Here is a 22,367-nt window from a genome sequence, read left to right as displayed (position 1 = left end):
ATAAGAAAAGGAGAGAAGGCTGCATGAATGATTGGTTCGCAGGAGATGCCCAGTGGATTTGGGGAGGAACGGAAGTCAGTCCCCGCAATGAATGGCGCTGTTTCCGTAAAACATTTTATACCCCGCCGGATGCATGGGATTCAGGGAATTTGGCGATAACGGCAGATTCCCGTTATGTGCTGTATGTGAACGGCGTGAAGGTCGGCCGGGGGCCGATGCGAAGCTGGCCCTCCGAGCAGTCATACGATACCTATGACATCGCCCACCTGCTGAAGCCGGATCAGCTTAACACCTTATCCGTCCTGGTACAGCATTTTGGCGTATCCACCTTCTACTATATCCGCGGAAGAGGAGGCTTGCTTGTCCAATTGGACCTATCCGCGAGCGGAGATGGAGCTTCCGAGCGCATTGTATCCGACGGCTCGTGGAGGACCGCGCGCTGCCTGGGGCAAGACAGCAGAGCTTCCAGGATGTCCTGCCAGCATGCCTTCACAGAACGGATCGATGCGGGGGCTTGGGACGATGAATGGCTCCGGTCCGATTATGCGGATTCGGAATGGCCGTATGCGTCTGTTATTGGGAAGGCCGGGATAGAACCATGGGAGAACCTGAAGCCACGGGATATTTTGCCGCTCACCGAGGGAACGGTATATCCGGTCAAGGTGGAGGCAATGAATCGGGTTGTTCCGGTATCCTGGACAACCAATATTGATCTGCGCAGCCAGATGATACCCGGCTGCGAAGACAATGCCAATGAATATATGTATGCCGGGTATGCTGCCACGGTCATACGGGTCGAGGCTGCGGGTAAAGCAACCGTAGGGTTCCCTTATGCTCCTCCCCACTTCAACGGCTTGATCATCAACGGAGAACGGTACGCCAAGCAGGAGTTTATCGCATTCAAGTCGGAAAGGTATCTGGAAATCAAATTACGCGAAGGCGATAATCTGCTGCTCATCGAGTTGGCCGGCAAGGATCACGGCCGCGGTTTATTCATGGGAATCGATTGCGATAGCGCATTCGAGCTGCATCCGCCTATTGTGGCGGATGCTGCGGATTTCGATAATAGCGCTCTGATCGATATCGATTCAAGTTCAGGGACAACTTCTCTTGCGGATAATTCCCCTTTTATAACCATTGGTCCTTTCGAATGCTATGAATATATCGACCATCGATACAGCCAGGAGGATCGGAGCAGGCAGCGGACAATCGATGCCTGCGGAGGATGCTCAAACGAGCAGGCTAGCGCTGCCCTGGATGAGCAAGCGGCCCGCAAAGTATCCGCGTTCCGGGAAGCAGGGTCGGCAGCTTCAGCGGAACAGCTGGCTCAGTGGAACACCTGGATACGACCTGTGCCCGATCGGCTGGTCAGCAAGGAATCCATACTCGCGTTATCGGTATGGAAGAAGGGCTCCTTCCCTGAACCGGTCCCCGCTGCTTTGCAGCAGGTGGTTACAGCCAATTCCGTACCTGGCGTTGTCCCGATTTATGAGCAAGCCGATACCGAGATTATTGTGGACTTCGGGACTCAGGCCGTAGGCTATATTTCATTCGAGCTTGATGCGGATGCCGGCACTGTTATCGATTTCTACGGCTTCGAGCATATGCGGGACGGCTGGATCCAGCATATGAACTATCTCGACAATTCACTGCGGTATATTTGCCGTCAGGGAAGACAGCGGTTTACCTCGTATGTTAGGCGCGGATTCCGCTATCTGGCCGTAACCGTCCGCGGGGCTATCAAGCCGGTCAAGCTGTACGGCGTACAGCTGCAGCAGAGCCACTACCCCGTTGCCGAGATCGGACAATTCCAGTGCTCCGATTCTCTTATCAACGATATTTGGCGGATCAGCCAGACGACCACAAGGCTGTGCATGGAGGATACCTTCGTGGATTGCCCCGCTTATGAACAGGTGTTTTGGGTAGGGGATGCCCGCAACGAAGCATTGATCGCCTACTATCTGTTCGGCAGCGAGGAGATGGTCAAACGCTCCCTTGAGCTCGTACCCGGTTCGAAAGGGCAAACCCCGCTGTACGCAGACCAGGTGCCCAGCGGCTGGAACAGTGTTATTCCGAACTGGACCTTCTTTTGGGTCATCGCTTGCCGGGAATATTATGCCCGCACGGGAGACAAGGCTTTCGCTGAGTCGGTATGGCCGCACGTCGCATTCACACTGGACCGTTATCTGGATCTTATCGATGAGCGCGGACTGCTCTATATGGATGGGTGGAATCTGCTGGATTGGGCGCCTATAGATCAGCCCCGGGAGGGTGCGGTTACGCATCAGAACATGTTTCTTGTCAAAGCGCTTCGGAGTGCGGCGGAATTGGCAGAGTTGGCGGGAGCCTTCCAAGAGGCTTTATCATACAGAGCGGAAGCGAAAGCGCTATCCGAGGCTATCAATTCCTATTTGTGGTCCGGGGAACGGCAGGCGTATATGGATTGCATTCATGCCGATGGCCGCAAGTCGGACATTATAAGCATGCAGACTCAGGTTGTTGCCTTTCTGTGCGACATCGCAGCTCATGACCGAAAATCACAGCTCAAGAGCTATCTCCTGTCGCCTCCGCCTCATTTTGTGCAGATCGGCAGTCCATTCATGTCTTTTTTCTATTATGAGGCGCTGGCCGGGATGGGACAGTTCTCCCCTATGCTGGAGGATATGAAACAGCAATACGGCCAGATGATCGAATACGGGGCAACGACCTGTTGGGAGATGTATCCCAAGCAGAAGGACGGGCGGGCGATCCCGACGGAGCTGACGCGCAGTCACTGCCACGCCTGGTCGGCAGCTCCCGCATATTTTCTTGGCATCGGGGTGCTGGGCGTGAAGGAAGCAGCTCCGGGATGGAGTGCTGTCATCATTGAACCGCAGCCCTGCGGTCTTTCCTGGGCCAGAGGCAGCGTACCGCTGCCGGAACGGGGCCGGATTGATGTAAGCTGGTCACTGGATGCGGGGGGTCATATGAAGTTACAGGTGTGGCTGCCGTATGATGTTGAGGCTGCCGTTCATCTTCCTCACGGATACGAGGGCACGGTCGACATCATCAGAATCGGTCAGCCTCAGGAATCCGGATCAGCTCAAACCGTTTAAAACGAAGATCATTCACGGTGCGCGGGGGCTAGAACGTGTATGCGAGCTTGTCCCTCTTAGCTGACAATGCCGGCCCGCAGCTGATGTCAAGCAGTTGGTCGGCTTCTCTCTCCCACAAGCCATGCTCCTCGAATATCCCGATTACTGTCGTCCCATTCCATGCCATTTCCTTCAAAACGGACAAAATCTCCTGCTTTGTTATTCCATCCAACAGATCGGCGGCGGACTCATTCAGGATAAAAAGCCGGGGACGGGCAACTAATGCCCTTGCCCAATCGACGCACTGCCGCTGCTCACTGCTGCATACCGCAGGCGAGGTATACCACAGCTTCTCATCAACTCGAAGCCGCTCCAGCAAGTTCTGCGAGTCGGTTCTTGCCTGCCGGACCGAACATCCTTGCTGCAGTAAGCGCTCAGCTATAATGTCGGTTACGGATAGGCTGTATTTGGGAATCATTGCCGTCAAGGGATTCAATAATCCCATCTCATGTACGCGTAATTTCACGATTTCACTAACTGTGGCCTTTATCAAGTCCAATCTTCCGAGCAGGGAGGATTTATACCATATTTGACCCGCTTCGGGAATGACGGTCCGGTACAAACAATTCAGCAGCTGCAAGGCTCCGCTGCTTCCCTTGATCCCCACCAGCGTGCTCTCTTCCGCATTGAATGAAATACTTTGGCTGGAGGAATCCGCTTTCAACCCGATCACCTGGAGCATTCCCGTCACCTCTTCCTGCCGTTATTGATCCTTACCAAGTTAACATTCGCGCATCAACTCAGTATCAACGGAAGATTTAGATTATGTGAATATTGAACTCCAAGTTATATACGCTTATTGTGCATGAAAATCAGGCCGGGAGTTCATGTTATGACTGGGAGGTGAACGTCATGACAGGAAGAAACAACAACCCGAAGAACGACGGACCTGCCTCGTCCCCTTCGCGGCTCGATCAGTTCGGCGAGAGGCTGACGGAGAATGAAGGAACGAAGCCGATGAAGCCCGGCAAGGACAGCGGAAAAAGCTGCTGACTAAAGGAAGTGCAACTGCCAAAAAGGAACGGACGCCGTTGAGGCGTCCGTTCCTTTTCTTGACTGTCTCTTTTACAGGTCAGATATTCGTTACTTCAATAATTAGTAGCCCAATGCTTTTTTGGCTTCCGCCCATTTTTTGTTCAGTCCGTCCAATGCGGTTTTCAGATCTTTGGCGGTAACGAGCTCCTGAATATAATTGCCTGATCCGATGCCGATTTGAGCTTTATTGGCAATTTCACTGAACTTGGTGTCCGTTGGCAGACCTTCGATAAAGGTAGGATTGGTCGCCTGGAACTCGGACAGCTGCGGCGAGTCCGCTTTCTCCGATTTGTCGATGGGCATAAAGCCGGAATCGGCTATATAACCGGATTCTTTGACGAAGAAATCCACCCATGCCGTCGCCAATTCTTTGTTTTTGCTGTTTTTGCTTACAGCCACCATGTAGTCGGAGCCCAGCGGAGCGTTGTATTTGCCGCTGTTGTCATAAGGAAACGGAACGAATCCGATATCTTCCGGAGCTGCGCCCGCTGTCACCAGCTGCGGGATAACCCAGTTGCCCAGGAAATACATGCCGGCTTTGCCTGCTGCTACTTCGCCTTTGGACATTTCCCAGTTGTTCGTGTTCAGGTCATTCTCGACCCAGCCCTTCTCCACGAAGGTACGGGCGATGGTCAGCAGTGTGCCCCAGGCGTTATCCATTTGGAACGGAGCTTCATCGGCAGCCATTTTGGTTGTCAGATCCGCTTGCCCGGCTACGTAGAAGGCCGAACCGTCTCCCCAGTTGCCCATAGGCCATTGTGCGCCATAGTTCATGTAAAGCGGAATAATTCCGGCGTCTTTCAGCTTCTGCGCATCGGCATACAGCTCATCAAGCGTAGTTGGGGCTTTGTCGATGCCGGCTTTCTTGAAGGCCGCTTTATTGTATACCAGACCGGCTGTGTTCACACCGCTGGAAATTCCATAGCGTTTGCCTTCGAAAGCGGCCTGGTCCGGAAAGTATACATTGTCAAACATCGTATCAGGAAGCGGCTCGAAATATTTGCTGTAATCGGAGGATGCAATGCTGGTTGGTATCATCAGCACATCTCCTGTTTCGCCTGTTGTCAAACGGGTCAGAATGTCGGTGGCATAGTTGGTCAGGCCTTCAAACTCCACCTTGGCATCCGGATATTTCTCCTGGAATTTCTTCACGTATTTATCCATCGTGCCGTCACTGATGAAATCGGTACGGTGCGTCAGAACCTTGATCGTGCCGCTGAGATTCGCATCTCCGCCTGCATTGCCAGCCGTTTCATCGGGAGTGTTGCCGGTTGAGTCATTCGGTGTGTTCGTGCCCGTATTGCCCCCGTTGTTCGCGGTGTTATTGCTGCCGCAGGCAGCCAGCATCGAAATGGACAACAGAACAGTAATGAGAACAAGCGCCATTTTTTTCATATTTCACTTTACCCCTTTTGTTTGATTTCTGCTTTGTACCAGATCGATGATCCTGAAAAGCAGTCCTGTTATCGCTTACATGTACCATTTTATCGTCTGCCGGAGTCAAAAAATATGAACTGCGTTTGTTTTTGTTGTCATCAGTTATGCTAACGAAGACAATTTTGTTAGCGATTGCAGCCGCTCCAGCACTTCGAAGCAGGCTCTGCTGTTATGATAAGGACATTTCCAGGCATTAATCTTGGATTGGCTTGGATCAGGCACACCCTCCCGGGATACCCGCCAATGCCATTCCCCGCCCTTGCGGTCGCTTACCTTGGAACTGATAAAAGCCCAGCTGCGTTTGGCCGCTTCCATATAATCCACATCGCTGGAGAGCTGATATGCGTTCAGAAAACCAACCATCGCTTCGGCCTGCGGCCACCAATCCTTAGCATCATCCAAATGCCCGTTTTCATGCAGCTCATTGAATAACGCGCCATCCGCATCCACGCCCTCTGCAAGCGTCGCCTTGGCCATTTCAAGTGCTTCGGCCTTCACTCGCGCCGTAAGCTCATGATTGCCCAGCACCTCGGCTGCTTCGTACAGCAGCCAGCTGCCTTCAATATCATGACCGTAGGATACGTCGCCGGATTTAGATTCCCATTCATCATTGAAGAACAGCAGGAAGTGATGGCTCTGCGGATCGATAATCCGCTCCAGATGAACTTCGATGAGCTCCTGCAGCTTTCCGCGAAGCCCGTCCTGCTTCCATACCCGGTACAGATTCGTATAGGCCTCAAGTACGTGAAGATGGGTATTCATGGATTTGCGTTCATTCAGATCCTTGCCGCTCAGGCTCATGTCGCTTGTCTCGCCCCAATCCCGGGCGAGCGCCTCCACATAACCGCGGTGAACCGGATCGTACACATGCTTCTCCAGCAGACGGTACACCTGCTCAGCCAGCTTGAGCGGTTTATGGTCGCCCGTAGCCCGTACATATTCCGCCAGCGCATAGATCACGAAAGCCTGCCCGTATACCTGCTTTTTATCCTGTGAGGGAGCTCCCTGGGGTTTTATCATCCAATAAAAGCCGCCATGCTCATGGTCCAGAAAGCTCGTTTCCAGAGCGTCCAGCGCACGCCTCGCCATGATGAGATCTTCCTCTGCCCCATAAATCCGGTAGGCCGCCGCGAAGGTCCAGAGTATCCGCGCGTTGAGGACAAGCCCTTTATCGGCATCCGGGTCAATGCTGCCGTCGCTGTCCATCCGCCCGACGAAGCCGCCTCTTTCTTCATCAACCGAATGGCGCTTCCAGAAGCTCAGGATATTATCCTTGACCTCCCTCTCCAGCTCATCGCTCCACTGCGATAGTGTCAGTGTCATACGGCGCCTCCTCTGCCATAATACTCACGGACGGTGGCTTCAGCAGGCTTGGCGTACATGCAGTAATCATCATTCTGCGGGGCATCCTGCGGCGCATACAGCCGGGCGGGCCAGTCCCACAGCATGAATCCCTGCATCCACGGGCGGCGGGAGCAAGCCTCGAACATCGCCTTGTAGTAACGATCCTGTTCCGTTCCCGAGGGAGCGCCAGGCAGCGACCAGTCATTGGGACGCTGCGGTGAACCCTCACGGCTCGGACATCCGGCCTCCATGAAGAAGAACGGCTTCTTATAGCACGCTATACTCGCCTCAACCCTGTCCAGCTGCTGCTCCAACTCGTCAATAGGGTAATAGCCGCTGGAAGATATAATGTCCACCGCATCCCACCAGGCCACACTGCCCTCCTGGTATTTGTCGCAATTGTACGTAATCAGTCGGCTGTACACCGCACGGACCTTGGCAATAAGCGCACGCCACTGCGCTTCGCGTTTATCCGTCTGCACCATTTCGCAGCCGATGCACAGCATCTCGCAGCCTTCCTCTTCGGCAATCACCGCATAATGCAGGATGAAATCCTCATAGGACGCAAACCACTCGGACCAGCTTGGCTCTCCGGGAACCTCATGATCGAAAAAATTAATATGGGCGCGCCAGGTTCCGTCCGCACAGTTGACAACAGGCTTCAGGCAAACCTTAAGCCCCAGCACCTTAGCCCGGCGGATGGCGCTCCGCACCTCGCTGTCCGTGACCGTCGGTTCTTCCTTATAAGAAATCCTCGTGGATTGGGCAGTCTCCTGCAGCGCTCCCAGGCTCAGAGCAGCCCAATTGACGTTCAGAGCCGTCATGGCTTTCATCGAGAATTCCGCATCGGGTCCTTCCCAGGTGCCCCGCACGCCTGTCCAGCCCCAGGTCATGCCATTTACTGTTTCCTTGTTGAACTGCTCGATATTCATCGCTTGTCTAGCCCCTCTCCGGACATGAAATGATGAAGATAAGAAGAAAGGCGGCTTGCGCCGCCATCCTATTTGACCGCCCCATTCGTCACCCCTGCGAAAATATACCGCTGCAAGAACAGGAACAGGAGAACGGTCGGGATGAAAATAATCAGGATGCCTGCCGAGATAACGTTAACCTGGGCCGCATTCGGTCCGACGAAGGAATAAATCGCCGTGGACACGACCTTCAGCTTCTGGCTCGGCATATACAGGTAAGGCGTATAGAAATCATTATAGATGGAGATGGTTTTCAGAATTATCAACGTCGCCGTCGCCGGCTGCAGCAGCGGGAATATGATGGAGCGGTAAATCCGGAACAGCGATGCCCCCTCCATCATAGCGCTCTCGTCCAGATCCTTGGGAATGCTGTTGACGAACTGCAGATAGATGACGATTTGCAGCACATCGGCGCCCAGGTAGATCAGGATAGGAGCCCCCATCGTGTTGTAGAGCCCCAAATGCTGGATAACCGAAAAAGTAGCAACCTGCGTTGTGACCATCGGAATGACCTGGGCGACCAGGTACATGCCCATAATCGGCTTTTTCAGGGCAAAATCGAACCGCCCCAGCGCATAGGCAACCATCGTGCCGATCAGCACATTGCCTGCCACCGCGCTCACCAGGATGATCAGCGTATTGCGGAAGCCTAGCCCCAAATCTCCGACGTCGTACACTTTCTTGAAATTGTCGAAGTTCAGAAAATTGCTTGGCAGCGAGAGGACGGAGGACTGATAATATTCAACCTGCGTCTTGAACGCGCCAATCACCACCGAATAGATCGGGAAGAACACGACGAACAGGGCGAGTGCAATGGTGACATATTTCAGGGTGGTAAACAGCGGTGACTGTTTCTCATTATCCATCGCTTATTTCTCCTCCCGGAACAGAACTTTGCGCTGTATGACGATGAAGATCAGCACAATGACCAGCAGCACAACCGCCATAGCGGAGGCCAGACCGAAGTTCTGGTATTTGAATGCGGTGTCGACCGTTTTAATGACAAAGGTTGAGGTTCCGTTAGCCCCCAGCAGCATGACATACGGAATATCGAATGCCTCCAGCGCTCCCGTAAGCGTCAGGATGAGCATGAGCGACAGAACGCTTTTGATGCTTGGCATGGTGATGTAGCGGAATTTCTGCCAGGCCGTAGCTCCGTCAATGGAAGCGGCTTCATATATATCACCGGGGATGGATTGAAGCGCGCCAATGAAGATAACCATGTTCAGGCCCATGTACTTCCACATCGAGATGAAGGCAAGCGAGATGTTCACCAGATGCGGATTGCCGAGCCATTTCTGCTGCCAGGAGGCGAGCCCGATTTCACGCAGGAGCGCATTAAGCGAGCCATAGTCCAGATGGTACACATTCTTGAACATAATCACCGTCGCGACGCTGTGAAGGACATAAGGCAGAAACAAGGCCGAGCGGAAAATATTCCGTCCTTTCAGCCGGCTCGTGAGAATAACGGCGAACCACAATGAAAATGCCGTCTGAAGGAGGCCGCCAACGAAATAATAAGCATTGTTCTTCAGGGACATAAAGACATCGGGCTTGGTGAAAATCTCCTTGTAGTTGTCAAGGCCGATCCAGTTCATATCCCATCCTAGGCCCGACCAGTCCGTGAAGCTGTAATAGAACAGAGACAGGGCCGGATAATAGGAAAAGGTCAAGGATAAAAGCACGGGGATCGTCAAGAAACCGAAGAGAATAATCATACGCTGCGTTTTGTAATTAAATCGTTGCAAGAGGCCTCCCTCCCTTTCTGCGCTGCTGATGAATGGACCGTTATCAATACCATCATTATAACGCCGGTCAAGGAAGCGGATAATGGACCGTGTTTCTTTTTGTTGTCCTGTATTATGCTAACGATTACCTAACAGAATCGCGGTACTCCTTGGGCGTCTTTCCGGTCATGCGCTTGAACACCTTGGTAAAGTAAGCGGGATCGGGATATCCGACCTGTTCTCCCACCTCATAAGTCTTCAGCCCATGCTCTTCGCGAAGCAAACGCTTGGCATGATGAATCCGCACAGAAATCGCAAAGTCGGTAATCGTCTCTCCCGTCTCTCCCTTGAACAGCTTGCTCAAATAGCTCGGGGTCAAATGAACATGCTCCGCCAGCCGCTGCAGGTCCAATTCTTCTTTATATTGTTCGTGGAGGTACATTTTGATTCGTTCCACCGCACGGCTGGCGTGACGGGATTCCTTGACAAGCTGCAGACGGTCCATCACCGTCCGCGACAGCTCCGCCGCATATGTACGATAGTCCCCAAATTGATCCGGCTTGGGAACACCTCCTTTGCGAAACGGCTCCGGCTGATCCTCCAAGCCTTCATCCACTGCGCGCACGAGCTCCACGGCAGCCGATTCCAGGGCACTCCATCCGAGGCGAAGCTGCTGCGCTTCTCCAAGCCACCGCTGCAGTGCCGCCTCGGCGCGATCGGAATCGCCGCCCGCAATTGCCGGGCCAAGCTCGTTCAGCAGCAGACGGTGAAGGCTTTTCTTCTCATGCTGCAGCTGTGCAAAGTCCGTTGAATAAGCCATAACCGGATGACCGTCCGGTTCATACCAGGCATGCTGGCAGGCAGCCGATGCTTCTCCGTACGCTTGCGCCAGCTGCGCGCCGCCGGCGTATACACCGCTTGTGCCGATGCGCACACGCGTTGCGATGGGCAGCTTGCCCAGCATGGTCAGCGCAAGCTCCCTTGCCGTATCGGCATGGTCGCCCGGTCGTATGGCCAGAATGACCGCCGCCAGCTTCCCTTCGCGGATAAGAATGCGGTGCTCCCGCTTCCAATCGGCGACAATGCCCTTGAGCCTTTCCTCACCGCATTCCGGTTCGCTGTGGACCAGCATAACGGTGTACAGATTCCGGAACAACGGCAGCTCGTCAAGCTGATCGCAAGCTCCCTGCCAGACAGGCTTGGCAATATGCGCAGCATCCACTCCCAGCATCAGCTCGATCAGCGAATCCAGGCCGAAGGGCTGACGGCTCTGCTCCTCCTCCACTTTTTCCGCAACGCGGGCAAGCAGCCGGATCAGCTCATCCTGATTGACCGGCTTCAGCAAATAATCCTCCACGCCGTGACGCAGCGCCTCGCGGGCATAGCCGAAATCATTGTAGCCGCTGAGAATGGCGATCCGCGCCGTACTGCCGCGCCTTCTCAGCTCTGCGATCATTTCCAGTCCGTCCATCTGCGGCATACGGATGTCGGTGATGATCAGATCCGCCTCCATCTCCTCCAGATGACCCAGCGCTTCCCGTCCGCTGCTCCAGATGCCGACCACCTGATAGGACGGATCGATCCGTCCGATGATTTTCGCGAGGCCGAGCCGGATGAGCTCTTCGTCATCGATAACTGCTATTCGCATCAACGTAATCTCTCCTGTCTTAATGAATATCAAGCTTTGGCCGTTCTGGGCCCAGTCGATTGCCGCACGACAAGTTCCCCGGTCAACAGAATCTTCTCCTTCGGACTGTTCGGATGCTCCAGCCGGCGCAGAAGCGCCTCTACAGCGCGAACGCCCATACCCCGCTTATGCACATGCACCGTGGTCAGCGTAGGGCTGGATAATGCCGCATCCTTGATATCGTCAAAGCCGGTCACCGATACCTCATCGGGCACGCGGATATTCATCCGCGCCAGAATGGTCATGACGCACATGGCGATAGAATCATTGGCGCAGGCAAAAGCAGTCGGCATCCTGGATTCACGCGAAAGCTCCTGGAGGATCGTCTCCAGCGCCTCGGTCATCTCCGAGCGGTTATCCCCCCTGATGGTCAGCAGCCCCTCATGCTGGTTGACCCCAAGTCCATGCTCCTCCGTCATGGAGCGGTAGCCGAACCAGCGGTCGTAGAAGCTTCGGGAATAGCGGAGATTGCCCACAAACTGCAGATTGCGGTGGCCCATTCCGACCAGATAATGCGTAATTCTGCGCATCCATTCGAAATTGTTCATGGACAGCACATCCGACGGAATCAAAGGGTCCTCGTGGTCGATGAGCACGAATGGAATCCCGAGATTGCGGATTTCCAGCAGAATCTGGTACGATACGACCCCGACCCCGATAATGCCCATGACCCCCCTCGGATTGATCATATTGGCGAACTGGCTTCGTATATGCTCGGTTACCAGAATCATGCCGATGCCGCGCTCCTCCAGCTCCAGCTGGACGCCTTCAATAATGCGTCCCCAATAATAGGAATGCCTGGTCTGGTACCGTACGTTCGGAACCAGCACGATGACCTGCCGGTGGTCCGTCTCCCCGAATGCAGCCGCCTTGGGCTGCTCCTCCGCTGCCGGCTCTTCCTTCGTAATGAAGCGGTAACCCAGCTGGGCAGCCGCCTGAACGATTCTGTCTCTTGTCTCCGGCTTGATGCCGCTCTTGCCCGACAAGGCCTTCGAGACGGCGAATTTGGAAACGCCCACATGATCGGCTATATCCTGCATGGTGATTTTTTTGGTCATAATCAACACTCAACCCCGTCGCATATAAAATAGGTAGCTAACAATCTTCAATCCATGATAACACACTTTATTTGTTAGCTCATTTTTCATGACCAGGGCCCTCTTATACCTTACATTATATGTAAGATACGTCGCGCTCAAGTCGGCTTGCAATTAAGGAATTTTTCAAAACGCTCCCAGGCAGTATATAATGGAAGCAAATATACGTTATGTCTTTAACAATCTTTAACAATATCGATGGATGAAGGGATTTGAGAACCGTGAAAAAGGAAATAATCGACCGTTTTATCTCTTACGCCATAGTCGACACGCAATCGAACGACGCCAGTGAGACATGCCCTTCGACGCCGGGGCAGCTCATATTAGCCAACCAGCTGGTCGCCGAGCTTAAACGGATCGGCATGAGCGAGGTCACCATCGATGATAACGGTTATGTCATGGCAACACTGCCTGCCAATACCGATAAGCAGGTACCGACCATCGGATTTCTTGCACACGTGGACACAGCCACGGACTTTACGGGAACGAATGTCAAACCTCAGGTCATTGAATCCTATCAAGGCGGCGATATTGTACTGAATGAAGCCGGTCCTGTCATTCTGACCACCAGGGATTTTCCGGAAATCAGCACTTATAAGGGACACACCCTGATTACAACAGATGGAACGACGCTGCTTGGCGCGGACAACAAGGCGGGCATTACCGAAATCATGACGGCGATGGCCTATCTGATCGGGCATCCCGAGATCAAGCATGGACGCGTCCGGGTAGCCTTCACGCCCGATGAGGAGATCGGCAGAGGCCCGCACCGGTTCGATGTGGCTGCCTTCGGTGCCCAATATGCCTATACGGTGGATGGAGGCCCGCTGGGTGAGCTGGAATACGAAAGCTTCAACGCCGCCGCAGCCACCCTTATTTGCAAAGGAACCAATGTTCATCCCGGGACGGCCAAAGGAAAAATGGTCAACTCCGCCAAAATCGCCATGGCGGTTCAAAACCGGCTTCCGGAGGAGGAAGCGCCGGAATACACGGAAGGCTATGAAGGCTTCTACCATCTGATCTCCATCAGCGGCAGCGTCGAGCAGACAAAGCTTCATTACATTATCCGCGACTTCGACTCCGCCGGGTTCGAAGCCAGAAAAACAAACCTGATCAACATCGTGAACGAGCTTCGCGAAATATACGGGGATGACAGCATCGCCCTCACTCTGAAGGACCAGTATTACAATATGAGAACCAAGATCGAGCCGGTCATGGAGATCGTGGAAATCGCCCGCCAGGCTATGCTTGGTCTTGATATCGAACCAATTATCAAACCGATCCGCGGCGGGACTGACGGTTCCCAGCTGTCTTACATGGGACTGCCCACACCGAATATTTTTACCGGCGGCGAAAATTTTCACAGCAAGTATGAATACATCTCCGTGGATAATATGGTGAAGTCCGTTCAGGTGATTACCTCGATAATCAGCAAGTTCGAGCAGCAGGCGTAAATAAAATCCACTATGGAGCAAACGTTGACCGATATGAACCTTCTTCGGCAGCGCGCAGGCAGTACCGACAACAAATAAAAGCCGTGAATTTCAACTGGTGTTGAAGGTTCACGGCTTTATTTTACAGGCGGCACTGCCGATTATTCGGACCGTACACCCGGCAGATGCCGGGCAAGAAAATGATCGGTTATGGCTATGGCCTGCTCCAGCTCCTCTGTCGTTCCGGCAAACGGATGGACTGCTCCGAAGGTATGCGTCCCGCCTGCAACGGTGGCATAGTGCTGATTAGGCGCGGCTGTCTGAAGCTTCCTGAAACCAGTGAGCAGCCGCGCCGCATCCTGATCTCCCTGCAGCACCAGTACGGGAATCGGGAGTCCAGCCAATACTGAAGGAATATCAAAGCGCTCCCGGTTGGCATCCAGATCGTGAAAAAAATCAGCGCTGACCGGCATCTCCTGCTTCGTCCTCGCATTGATCACATAGCCTATACCCCGCTCCATAACCTCTGAACGAAATGCCGCATCGAACAAATCCGCCTTGGCAACGCCGTTCCAGGTAACAACTGCCGCGACCCGTCGATCCTGCGCGGCATAAATAATGCTGTTGCCTCCGCCTCTGCTGTGTCCAATCAGACTGATCCGCGAAAGATCGCAGTCCTGGGTGAAGGGCAGCTTGCCGTTCATCAGATAGTCGAGCAGCGCTTTCAGGTCGGATTGCTCTCTGGAGTAAGTGTTCAGCGGGTACTTGTCCAGTTCGTCGAAATCCGTCTCCCCTACTCCGTTGCAGGAGAAATTGAAGGAGATGACCGCGTATCCCCTCCCTGCCAATTGTTCGCACAGATACGGGAAGAAGCCCCAATCCTTGAACCCCTTGAACCCATGAACGGCAATGATGACCGGCTTCCTCCGACCATCCTCAATCACTCTCACATCGCCGCGCAAATATAAATTCTCACCTAATGAATAGGAAAACGACTGCTTGCTCAGATCACCCATTCGCTCCCCGGCTCCCTTCCTGTCATTCTGCAGAATAGAATCTCATATCAAAGCCCATGCCCCTCTATTATCTACCAAATTATGCCTCCAGGCAAAATAATGCCGGTTGCCGCTTTCGCATCCAGCGCCGGGGTTTGGCGGAATTACTTGATATTGGAATCCTTTTGCGAAATAGAACCGTACAGGTTAGTATAAAAACATCGCGCAGTAACGGCTATACTCGTAAATACAAAGAAAGAGGGGGATCATTATTAAAGCCTGGCTGCAAATGGGAATCTTCATGCTTATTACGATATTTCTTACACGCTTTATTCCGTTCTCCGCTTACTTCCGCAATGTGGATACGCTGGTCCACGAGCTGTCTCACGCTCTGGTCACGCTGGTGCTGTCAGGCAAGGTGAGATCGATTCATTTGTTCTCCAATGGCGGCGGCGTTACCTTCTCCTCCTATGCGGATACGTGGGTGGCGATTCCAATCGCCCTTGCCGGCTACATGGGCTCCGCCCTTTTCGCCCTATTCTTATTTCGGCTGTATGCCAGCCGCAAAGAGCGGACCGGTCTGAACATTGCCGCGGCGCTTGCCGTTATCGGCTTGACGCTGTTTGTCCGCAATGGCTACGGGATGGCGTGGTGCGCCGTCTTTGCCGCCGCAACTTTCGTCATCGCCGCGATAGCCCCGGCATGGCTGCGCCATGGCTATTATTTGCTCATCGCCTTCATTGTGCTGGTGGAATCCATCATCAGCCCTTTCACCATTCTGTCAAACGCTTTTATGGCATGGGGAACTGCCGGGGATGCAGCCAGCCTCGGCAGCGTAACATTTATCCCGACAATCGTCTGGGCGCTCCTGTTTATGGCCTTCTCGCTGCTCTGCGCCAAAGGGTCGACAGGGCTTTTGTTCAAGCGCGGCTTCGGACAGAAGACGGTTTGATAAGAAGAAACGGCTTCGCCGTCCTTTTGGCGGCGCTTCTCCCTCTGAACTTAAATAAATGTACGCCATACGAAACGCGATCAATCAATAAGTGTAGGAAAACGGAAAAAGGCCGCCAATTTGGCGGCTGAGGCGGGTTTCATCCCAAGAAAAGCGATCAGAAAACACAAGAAGCATGCGTTTCGTTTATGCGGTTGGCCTACTCTTGTTTCATTACGCCACCGATTGACGATTCAAGTCGAAAATATCAATATGATCAACATCCACGGATACCGTTCTCAGCTGCTGCCCTTTACCCGCTGTCACAATTGACCCGGTTCAACCTCCAGTAAGCGCCTGAACGGGACATCCAATTATTAACATCCCCGCCGCAGGTCCAGTATAGAAACCAACCTCGAGCATGTTTCGTCATATGGCGTTCTCCCGTACTCTTAAGATAACAGAAATGAAACATATATGGGTACGGGGGAAAATGGATTATGAATGATCAGAAAACGATTTATGTCCTGATGACGGACACCGGAACACTTTTTACAAGAATGATTAAATTCGTCACGAAGGCGCCCCGCAATCACGCTTCCATCGCATTTGACTCCGACTTGAAGGATGTATACAGCTTTGGCCGCAAGCAGCCGCTTAATCCGCTATCCGGCGGATTCGTCAAAGAGGATATGAAGGGCAAGCTGTTCGGCAAAGCGGTCTGTGCCGTCTACAGCTGTACGATCAGCCGCTCCGCTTATGAACGGATGCAGGCCTATATCCAAGCCATCGAAGCCAACAAGGAAAACTACAAATACAATCTGATCGGCCTGTTCGGCGTTATGCTGAATATGGAGTTCCAGCGCGAGAATGCTTACTTCTGCACCCAGTTTGTCGCCAAGGTGTTCGAGCATAGCGGACTTCCGATTGCCGACAAGCCGGCCTCGCTGGTCACTCCCGGCGATCTGGAAAATTCGGCAGCTCTGCAGCTGGAATTTCAGGGCGAGCTGGAGCGCTATATCCAGCGCCAATCTACTGCTAAGCAAGAGATGAAGACCGCCTGATGCTTGAGCTTTATTCTATTAACTGCATCGATATTCCAAAACAAATGCGCTTGGCAGGTTAGCCTACCGATTCAGATGATAGGGGACTGTCGTGATAACTACGTCCTTCTGGGCGAACAAATAAGCATGCAGCATCAAGCCTGTCTGGTTGTGAAGAATATACTGCCACCAGTGCCTGGTTATGAACTGGGGAATGAGAATGGTAATATGATCGGTTTCCGCGCTTTTCCACTCGACCGTATCAATGAATTTCATGAGCGGCCTGATCACGCTGCGATAGCTGGACCGGAGCACGATAAGACGGACGCCGGGATTCCATTCCTCCCATTTTTTCTCCATCCGTTCAATATCTTCATCATCAAATCCCACATAAACGGCGACCACATTCTCCGTCAGCGACTTGGCATAGCTCAGCGACTGCATGACAACGCGCGTTATGCCCGCTACCGGAACCACGATGGTGCTTCCTTTAATAACCGGTTTGTCCGCTTCCATGTTGATCCGCAATTGATCCGCCGTATTGCGGTAATGCTTGTTGATGCTCAGGAAGATCCAGATCACAACAGGCAGGAATAGAAAGACCATCCAGACATGCCCGAACTTGGTGAAGATAAAAATCAGCGTAATGACCAGAGTGGTGAGCATGCCAATTGTATTGATGACTAATTTTATGATCCAGTTGGCTGGCTTCAGCTTAATCCACCTCACCATCATCCCCAGCTGGGATAACGTAAAGGGAATAAAGACGCCTACCGCATACAGGGGAATCAGGCTCTCGGTATCGCCATGGAAAAGCACTACGAGCAAAGCTGACAAGATGCCCAAAATAATAATGCCATTGGAAAAGCCGAGACGGTCGCCGCGCACCATAAACACATTCGGCATATATTTATCTTTGGCCAGCATGAACGCCAGAAGAGGAAAGGCCGAGTAGGCTGTATTGGCTGCCAGAAACAGAATCAGGGCAGTGACACCCTGGATGATATAATAAATCACGCCTCTGCCAAAGGTGGAATCGGCGATCTGGGAGACCACGGTTTCCTTCGGATTCGGCGTAATGCCGTACCAGTAGGCGAGAAGGCTGATTCCCACAAACATGGCGCCCAGAATGGCGCCCATCATGATCAGTGTGGCGGCGGCATTGCGATTGGCCGGCTGCTTGAAGTTCGGTATGGCATTGGATACCGCCTCCACGCCGGTGAGCGCGGAACAGCCGGAGCTGAAGGCCTTCAGAAGCAGGAAGAGACTGATATTCGATACAGCGGCGCCGATTTCCGGAGGATGCGCATCAACGCCTCCGAGCGCGTACTTGATAATTCCCGAAATAATGAGGGCGAAAATCGCGAAGACAAACAAATAAACGGGCATGGCAAGCACGGATGCGGATTCCGTAATTCCGCGCAGGCTGATAATAGTCAAAAACAAAATCATGATGAGCGCAATCAGTACGCGATGATCATGCAGAGACGGAAAAGCCGATGTAATGGCATCAGTCCCGGCGGATGTGCTGACGGCGACAGTAAGAATGTAATCGACAAGCAGCGAGCCTCCGGCCAGCAGTCCGGTGCGGACGCCCAGATTGTCCTTGGCTACTACATAAGCCCCGCCTCCGGCGGGATAAGCGAAGATCGTTTGCCTGTATGACAAAATCAGAATCAGGAGAAGACCCAGCACAGCAAGCGAGATGGGGATGGAATACCATACCGCCGCGAAGCCCGCAGCCATCAGAACGATCAGAATTTGCTCCGTCCCGTAAGCGACTGAAGAGAGCGCATCCGAGGACAATACCGCAAGCGCTTTAAGTTTGCTCAGCTTTTCCCCTTCAATTTCCGCGCTTTTCATTGGACGTCCGATTAATAACCGTTTGAATCTGCCTACCACTGTGACTTCCCCTTTTAGCTGCATTTTGTTGTGAAGCAAATGATCCTATCACTAATTTCAAGCATAAAAAAAGCCGCAGAAAGTTAGGAGCTTTCCGCGGCTTTATCCACAAGAGAACATGGTTAAAACGCGATAATTCCTCTTCCGTACGCTTACGAGGTTAGCTGCCGGATTCGGGCGCGAGAGTCGCCCTACACCTTGGCTTGCGCCAGGTGATTCACCCCTGAGACCAGATCAACTGCATCTGCCTCCATGGTTCCCCCGTTTCTGTTTCAGAACTCAGCGATTAAGGATTTCTATGAAATTGAAACTCTTTTCCACGACTTGCCGCTTCACTTACTGAATATTACTCCTTCACTTATTTCTTGTACAGCAACGGAAACTGGAAAATATTTAAGCTCATTACCCTATATAGCGATATAAACGCTTACATAGATCCTATCCTCTTCCTATCAACCTTTTTCGCAGGATATCTTCATTTATGACCTATTATGTTTCCTGCCCGTTATTTTTGTCTGGCCATAAGCGATCTCAACAGCACAGCCGCGGATTTGAGCCTTGGCTTTTTTCTGTACTTCCGCACATCATCATAAGTCGCCAGGGCAACCTTGGCATCCCGCAGCGCATAAGCGAAATCATCACCCTGCATCAGCTTGTATTCCCATACCCGCTTCTCCCAGGATGGAACAAGGGCGCTCATATGCTCGTCCCCGGCTGCCGGATGAATATAAGTCTCGCAGATTCCCTCGGGAAGATCGTAGAGCTTTGACAGCATCATCTGCTTGAAGCTCTCATAGGTTTCTCCTTCTTCCACGCCATACGTATGGCTCAGCAGATAATCCGGTATCGGCACGCCGAGCGTATCCGCAAGATGGACCACCTTGCGCAGCGCCTGCTCCGCTCCCGGAATAGAGGCCAGAAACTTGTCCCGGGGATCGATCCAGCGGAACAGACGGAATGGCAGACCGCGCCGGGAGCACTGCCACAGCACCTGCGGCAGATAGCTTCTGCCTGTCGCCAGGCCATAGAGACTTCCCATATGATTATCCGCATGGGAGACCGTCAGACCCGCCTGCTTCACCGCCTGGAATTGTGCCTGCATTTCCCGTACAACCGCCTTCGGATCGGACTGCCGCTCGAAGGCTTCGATGGTGGCGTGCATGCGCCCGTCCGGGCCCTCCAGCGACGGATCGCCGGTCAGGCTTTTCCAGGGCAAAGCGGCAATCTCGCTTGTTAGCGTCAGATGCAGCCCGATGTTCGCTGCCTTCTGCTTACGGCACCACGCTGCCGCCTGCTCAAAGGCCGAGGCAGGCGGCATAATCGTTGCCGATGATACCTTCCGCTCCTCCAGCAAATGCATAATAGCTTGATTGGCGGCCTCGCTCTGCCCAAAATCATCAGCATTCAAAATTAAATATTTCTCCATCTGCCGCACCTCCAACACTTTTTTAATCCTGACTTTCCGGAAATGGCTTCAGAAAAAACGAGAGAATCAAGGAAACGCTCAGTAAACAAAAGGGGACAACGCAGACCAGGACGCGAAAGGTCAAATCAGGATTCGGTCCGGGTTCGTCGCCGCTTACATAGCCAAAGAGCATGCCGATGGTCCAGAACGCCAAGGCCGAGATCAGACCGCTGGAGCGGGTGATGAATCCGCTGACGGCCGTATACACGCCTTCCCTGCGCTGGCCGGTTCTGGCTGTATCCAGATCGATGATACGGCTGTTCAGCACAGGCGGAGTAACCAGAAACCCTGCCAGTCCGAAGCCGACTATAATCCCGAATACAATTCCGCTGGCAAGTCCCTGCCCGAACCACAGCGGTATGACGGACAAGGCATATACAGCGAGAGAAACCCGCCAGCCGTTATGGGAACCAAGCTTGTTAACGATCCGGTACCAGACGACCACAAGTGGAATAACCGATACAAATATCGATGCCAACAGCAGGGAAACCTGGGATTCAGGAATGCGGAGCGTATATTTGGCGTAAAAAGGGATCATCGAGCTGAGCAGCCCGTTCACCGTCTGGGCGAACGAATTGGCAATGTTGAATATCCAGAACTCCTTGTTCTTCAACGTCTCGCGGAAGGATTCGATCAAACCAAGCCTGGGCTCGGAAACATCCGTATTCCCTTCCTGCACGCTCATCACGCACAAAAGCATGAATATCCCGAACACCACGGCATAGATAAGCGCCATATAGCCAAAGCCGAAGGCATCGAATACGAGAGGCGTAAGCGCCGAGCCGATAAGGATTGCCACAATCTGAAAGCCCTGCTGGATTGCCGAAGCCTTGGCCCGCAATCGGCTGCCCCGGAACAGCTCCGGGAAGAGAGCGCCGTAATTCACCCAGAGAATCGTAGCAACCCCTTCATAGAGAATAAGCGAAACGAGGAACCAAAGGAAGAGATTCATATTCCCCAATCCCTGCGGCACGGCGAAAACCATGACAAAAGAAGCCATAAAAAAAGGAATGGCCGAATAAATCCAGGGCTTGCGCCGGCCGAAACGCGTTCTGGTGCGATCCGACAGATAGCCGGCTATCGGCTGATTTACCGCATCCCATATTAAGTAGATGGTACGGGCCAGCGTAGCAAGCCCCACTCCAAGACCCAGCTTCTCAACATAATAATAGCTGTAAAAGGAATTGAAAGCCTGGCTTGGTATCATCAAAGCAAACATGCCAAGCGCATACGTAAAAGGAGAATTAAGCCATTTTCTGTTCATCCCAAAACCTGCCCCTGTTATCAATATATGAATTTCCATTCTGGAAACTTCTGTTATATTCATTCTCCTAGCGGGTTTGGTATTCCTTCTGAACAGCTGAGATTACGTGACAGGCATGAAGGTAAAAACGAAGCGGGATGAGGCCGGATTGCACCAGAACCCCATTCAGCCACCAGGAAGAAACGGCTGTCGCCGTCCTTTTGGCAGCGCAGCTTGTCTCTCCCCTAAGACCATATAGACATATACAGGCTTGAACCTTATATATGGTAAATAAAAGCGCCCGGATTGCTCCAGGCGCTTCATACTGTTACCTACTCGGCTGTCTTAAGCTTGTTAGGTTCAGGAGCTGCCGAACTAGTGCCGTGCTCCTGCTTGCCGCGTTTATCCTTGCAGCGCTCGCGGATTTCCTGGCGGAGCTGCCTGGCATCCTTGCCTTCCGTGTCAATGCCAAGCTTCTTGGCAAAAGCCTGCAGCTTCGCCAGATGCTTCGCCTTCTGTTCCGTCTCAAACCGTTTCCACTTGGCTTCGTCCGCCTTGCGGGCAGCTTTGAGCTCCTCGCGCAGCTGATCGGCATCCTTGCCTGCGGTCTCAATACCAAAATACCGGGCGGCTTCGGTCAGCCTCCTCATCCGGTGCTTCTCGCGGTCACTCTCGCTGTATTTCCGGTGATCATGACCGTTGTTGCTCCACTGCTCGCTTTTCCCGTTTTGCTCCTGAGAAGAGGAAGTGCTGAGCGGCGGCGTCAAGTCCGCAGCCTGGGCGAATGACGGCAGAGCCGCCGCCAGAATCATGCCGGCCGCTGCTGTTGCGATCCATTTGCTGTTCCACGCTATCATCGTTTCTGTCAGCTCCTTATGAAGTTGGGTTGTCTATCACCTGGATAGTTTGTCCAACTTTACAGA

Annotated in this window: 18 protein-coding genes and 1 riboswitch; of the genes, 5 read left to right on the top strand and 13 right to left on the bottom strand. The window is 53.0% G+C overall.

The genetic code is table 11. The features are described from left to right. Window positions 1-23 precede the first annotated feature (23 nt). Window positions 24-3,095, top strand: a complete 3,072-nt coding sequence (locus tag AC0YOB_RS35320; protein ID WP_475796767.1) for a family 78 glycoside hydrolase catalytic domain — start codon at window positions 24-26, stop codon at window positions 3,093-3,095. 28 nt (window positions 3,096-3,123) lie between these two features. Here the strand turns inward: AC0YOB_RS35320 and AC0YOB_RS35315 are convergent, their stop codons facing one another. Then, the gene (locus tag AC0YOB_RS35315; RefSeq protein WP_475796766.1) at window positions 3,124-3,816 is read right to left on the bottom strand and encodes an ATP-binding cassette domain-containing protein; all 693 of its coding nucleotides are present in this window, start codon (window positions 3,814-3,816) and stop codon (window positions 3,124-3,126) included. Window positions 3,817-3,986: 170 nt separating this feature from the next. Here AC0YOB_RS35315 and AC0YOB_RS35310 point away from each other — a divergent pair, with 170 nt between their 5' ends. Further along, entirely contained in the window at window positions 3,987-4,127 is a 141-nt protein-coding gene (locus AC0YOB_RS35310) for a hypothetical protein (RefSeq protein ID WP_210046093.1), read from the top strand. A gap of 102 nt (window positions 4,128-4,229) precedes the next feature. Here the strand turns inward: AC0YOB_RS35310 and AC0YOB_RS35305 are convergent, their stop codons facing one another. The 7 genes from AC0YOB_RS35305 to AC0YOB_RS35275 all read right to left on the bottom strand — a co-directional run bounded on the left by AC0YOB_RS35305 (window position 4,230) and on the right by AC0YOB_RS35275 (window position 12,393). Continuing rightward, window positions 4,230-5,564 carry an ABC transporter substrate-binding protein gene (locus AC0YOB_RS35305; protein ID WP_475796765.1) on the bottom strand — a complete coding sequence of 445 codons (1,335 nt, stop codon included), beginning with the start codon at window positions 5,562-5,564 and terminating at the stop codon, window positions 4,230-4,232. Window positions 5,565-5,708: 144 nt separating this feature from the next. Further along, window positions 5,709-6,929 carry an AGE family epimerase/isomerase gene (locus tag AC0YOB_RS35300; RefSeq protein WP_475796764.1) on the bottom strand — a complete coding sequence of 407 codons (1,221 nt, stop codon included), beginning with the start codon at window positions 6,927-6,929 and terminating at the stop codon, window positions 5,709-5,711. Further along, window positions 6,926-7,882, bottom strand: a complete 957-nt coding sequence (locus tag AC0YOB_RS35295) for a glycoside hydrolase family 113 (protein ID WP_475796763.1) — start codon at window positions 7,880-7,882, stop codon at window positions 6,926-6,928. Before AC0YOB_RS35295 ends, AC0YOB_RS35300 begins: the two co-directional genes overlap by 4 nt. 68 nt (window positions 7,883-7,950) lie before the next feature. Further along, window positions 7,951-8,787 (bottom strand): carbohydrate ABC transporter permease, encoded by an 837-nt coding sequence (locus AC0YOB_RS35290; protein WP_210046089.1) that lies wholly within the window; start codon window positions 8,785-8,787, stop codon window positions 7,951-7,953. A gap of 3 nt (window positions 8,788-8,790) precedes the next feature. After that, the gene (locus AC0YOB_RS35285) at window positions 8,791-9,669 is read right to left on the bottom strand and encodes a carbohydrate ABC transporter permease (protein ID WP_210046088.1); all 879 of its coding nucleotides are present in this window, start codon (window positions 9,667-9,669) and stop codon (window positions 8,791-8,793) included. A 124-nt stretch (window positions 9,670-9,793) separates the two neighbouring features. After that, a complete protein-coding gene (locus tag AC0YOB_RS35280) occupies window positions 9,794-11,296 on the bottom strand; it encodes a response regulator (protein WP_475796801.1) in 1,503 nt (500 codons plus the stop codon). A gap of 29 nt (window positions 11,297-11,325) precedes the next feature. Beyond that, window positions 11,326-12,393 (bottom strand): LacI family DNA-binding transcriptional regulator, encoded by a 1,068-nt coding sequence (locus tag AC0YOB_RS35275; protein ID WP_475796762.1) that lies wholly within the window; start codon window positions 12,391-12,393, stop codon window positions 11,326-11,328. A gap of 260 nt (window positions 12,394-12,653) precedes the next feature. On the opposite strand from AC0YOB_RS35275, the gene pepT reads away from it, so the two are divergent. Next, a complete protein-coding gene (gene pepT, locus AC0YOB_RS35270; protein WP_475796761.1) occupies window positions 12,654-13,886 on the top strand; it encodes a peptidase T in 1,233 nt (410 codons plus the stop codon). Between the two features lie 140 nt (window positions 13,887-14,026). Here the strand turns inward: pepT and AC0YOB_RS35265 are convergent, their stop codons facing one another. Continuing rightward, on the bottom strand, window positions 14,027-14,881 hold the full coding sequence (locus tag AC0YOB_RS35265; protein ID WP_475796760.1) for an alpha/beta hydrolase family protein: 855 nt from the start codon (window positions 14,879-14,881) through the stop codon (window positions 14,027-14,029). A gap of 280 nt (window positions 14,882-15,161) precedes the next feature. Between AC0YOB_RS35265 and AC0YOB_RS35260 the strand changes: the two genes are divergently transcribed. Together AC0YOB_RS35260 and AC0YOB_RS35255 are read left to right on the top strand one after the other, a co-directional pair. Next, window positions 15,162-15,812 (top strand): M50 family metallopeptidase, encoded by a 651-nt coding sequence (locus AC0YOB_RS35260; protein WP_475796759.1) that lies wholly within the window; start codon window positions 15,162-15,164, stop codon window positions 15,810-15,812. 479 nt (window positions 15,813-16,291) lie between these two features. After that, a complete protein-coding gene (locus tag AC0YOB_RS35255) occupies window positions 16,292-16,855 on the top strand; it encodes a hypothetical protein (protein WP_210046082.1) in 564 nt (187 codons plus the stop codon). 63 nt (window positions 16,856-16,918) lie between these two features. On the opposite strand, the gene AC0YOB_RS35250 is transcribed toward AC0YOB_RS35255, so the two are convergent. The 4 genes from AC0YOB_RS35250 to AC0YOB_RS35235 all read right to left on the bottom strand — a co-directional run bounded on the left by AC0YOB_RS35250 (window position 16,919) and on the right by AC0YOB_RS35235 (window position 22,301). After that, window positions 16,919-18,736: an APC family permease gene (locus tag AC0YOB_RS35250; protein ID WP_475796758.1), complete on the bottom strand. Its 1,818-nt coding sequence runs from the start codon at window positions 18,734-18,736 to the stop codon at window positions 16,919-16,921. Between the two features lie 134 nt (window positions 18,737-18,870). After that, window positions 18,871-19,031, bottom strand: a riboswitch (cyclic di-AMP (ydaO/yuaA leader). 210 nt (window positions 19,032-19,241) lie between these two features. Then, entirely contained in the window at window positions 19,242-20,162 is a 921-nt protein-coding gene (locus AC0YOB_RS35245) for a polysaccharide deacetylase family protein (RefSeq protein WP_475796757.1), read from the bottom strand. Between the two features lie 22 nt (window positions 20,163-20,184). Next, the gene (locus AC0YOB_RS35240; RefSeq protein WP_475796756.1) at window positions 20,185-21,465 is read right to left on the bottom strand and encodes an MFS transporter; all 1,281 of its coding nucleotides are present in this window, start codon (window positions 21,463-21,465) and stop codon (window positions 20,185-20,187) included. A 311-nt stretch (window positions 21,466-21,776) separates the two neighbouring features. After that, a complete protein-coding gene (locus AC0YOB_RS35235; RefSeq protein WP_475796755.1) occupies window positions 21,777-22,301 on the bottom strand; it encodes a hypothetical protein in 525 nt (174 codons plus the stop codon). Window positions 22,302-22,367: the final 66 nt, after the last annotated feature.

It is taken from the genome of Paenibacillus sp. JT31N17 (assembly GCF_056269255.1).
Note: the sequence above shows the minus strand (reverse complement) of the source record. Positions and strands in the feature narration are given on the sequence as shown.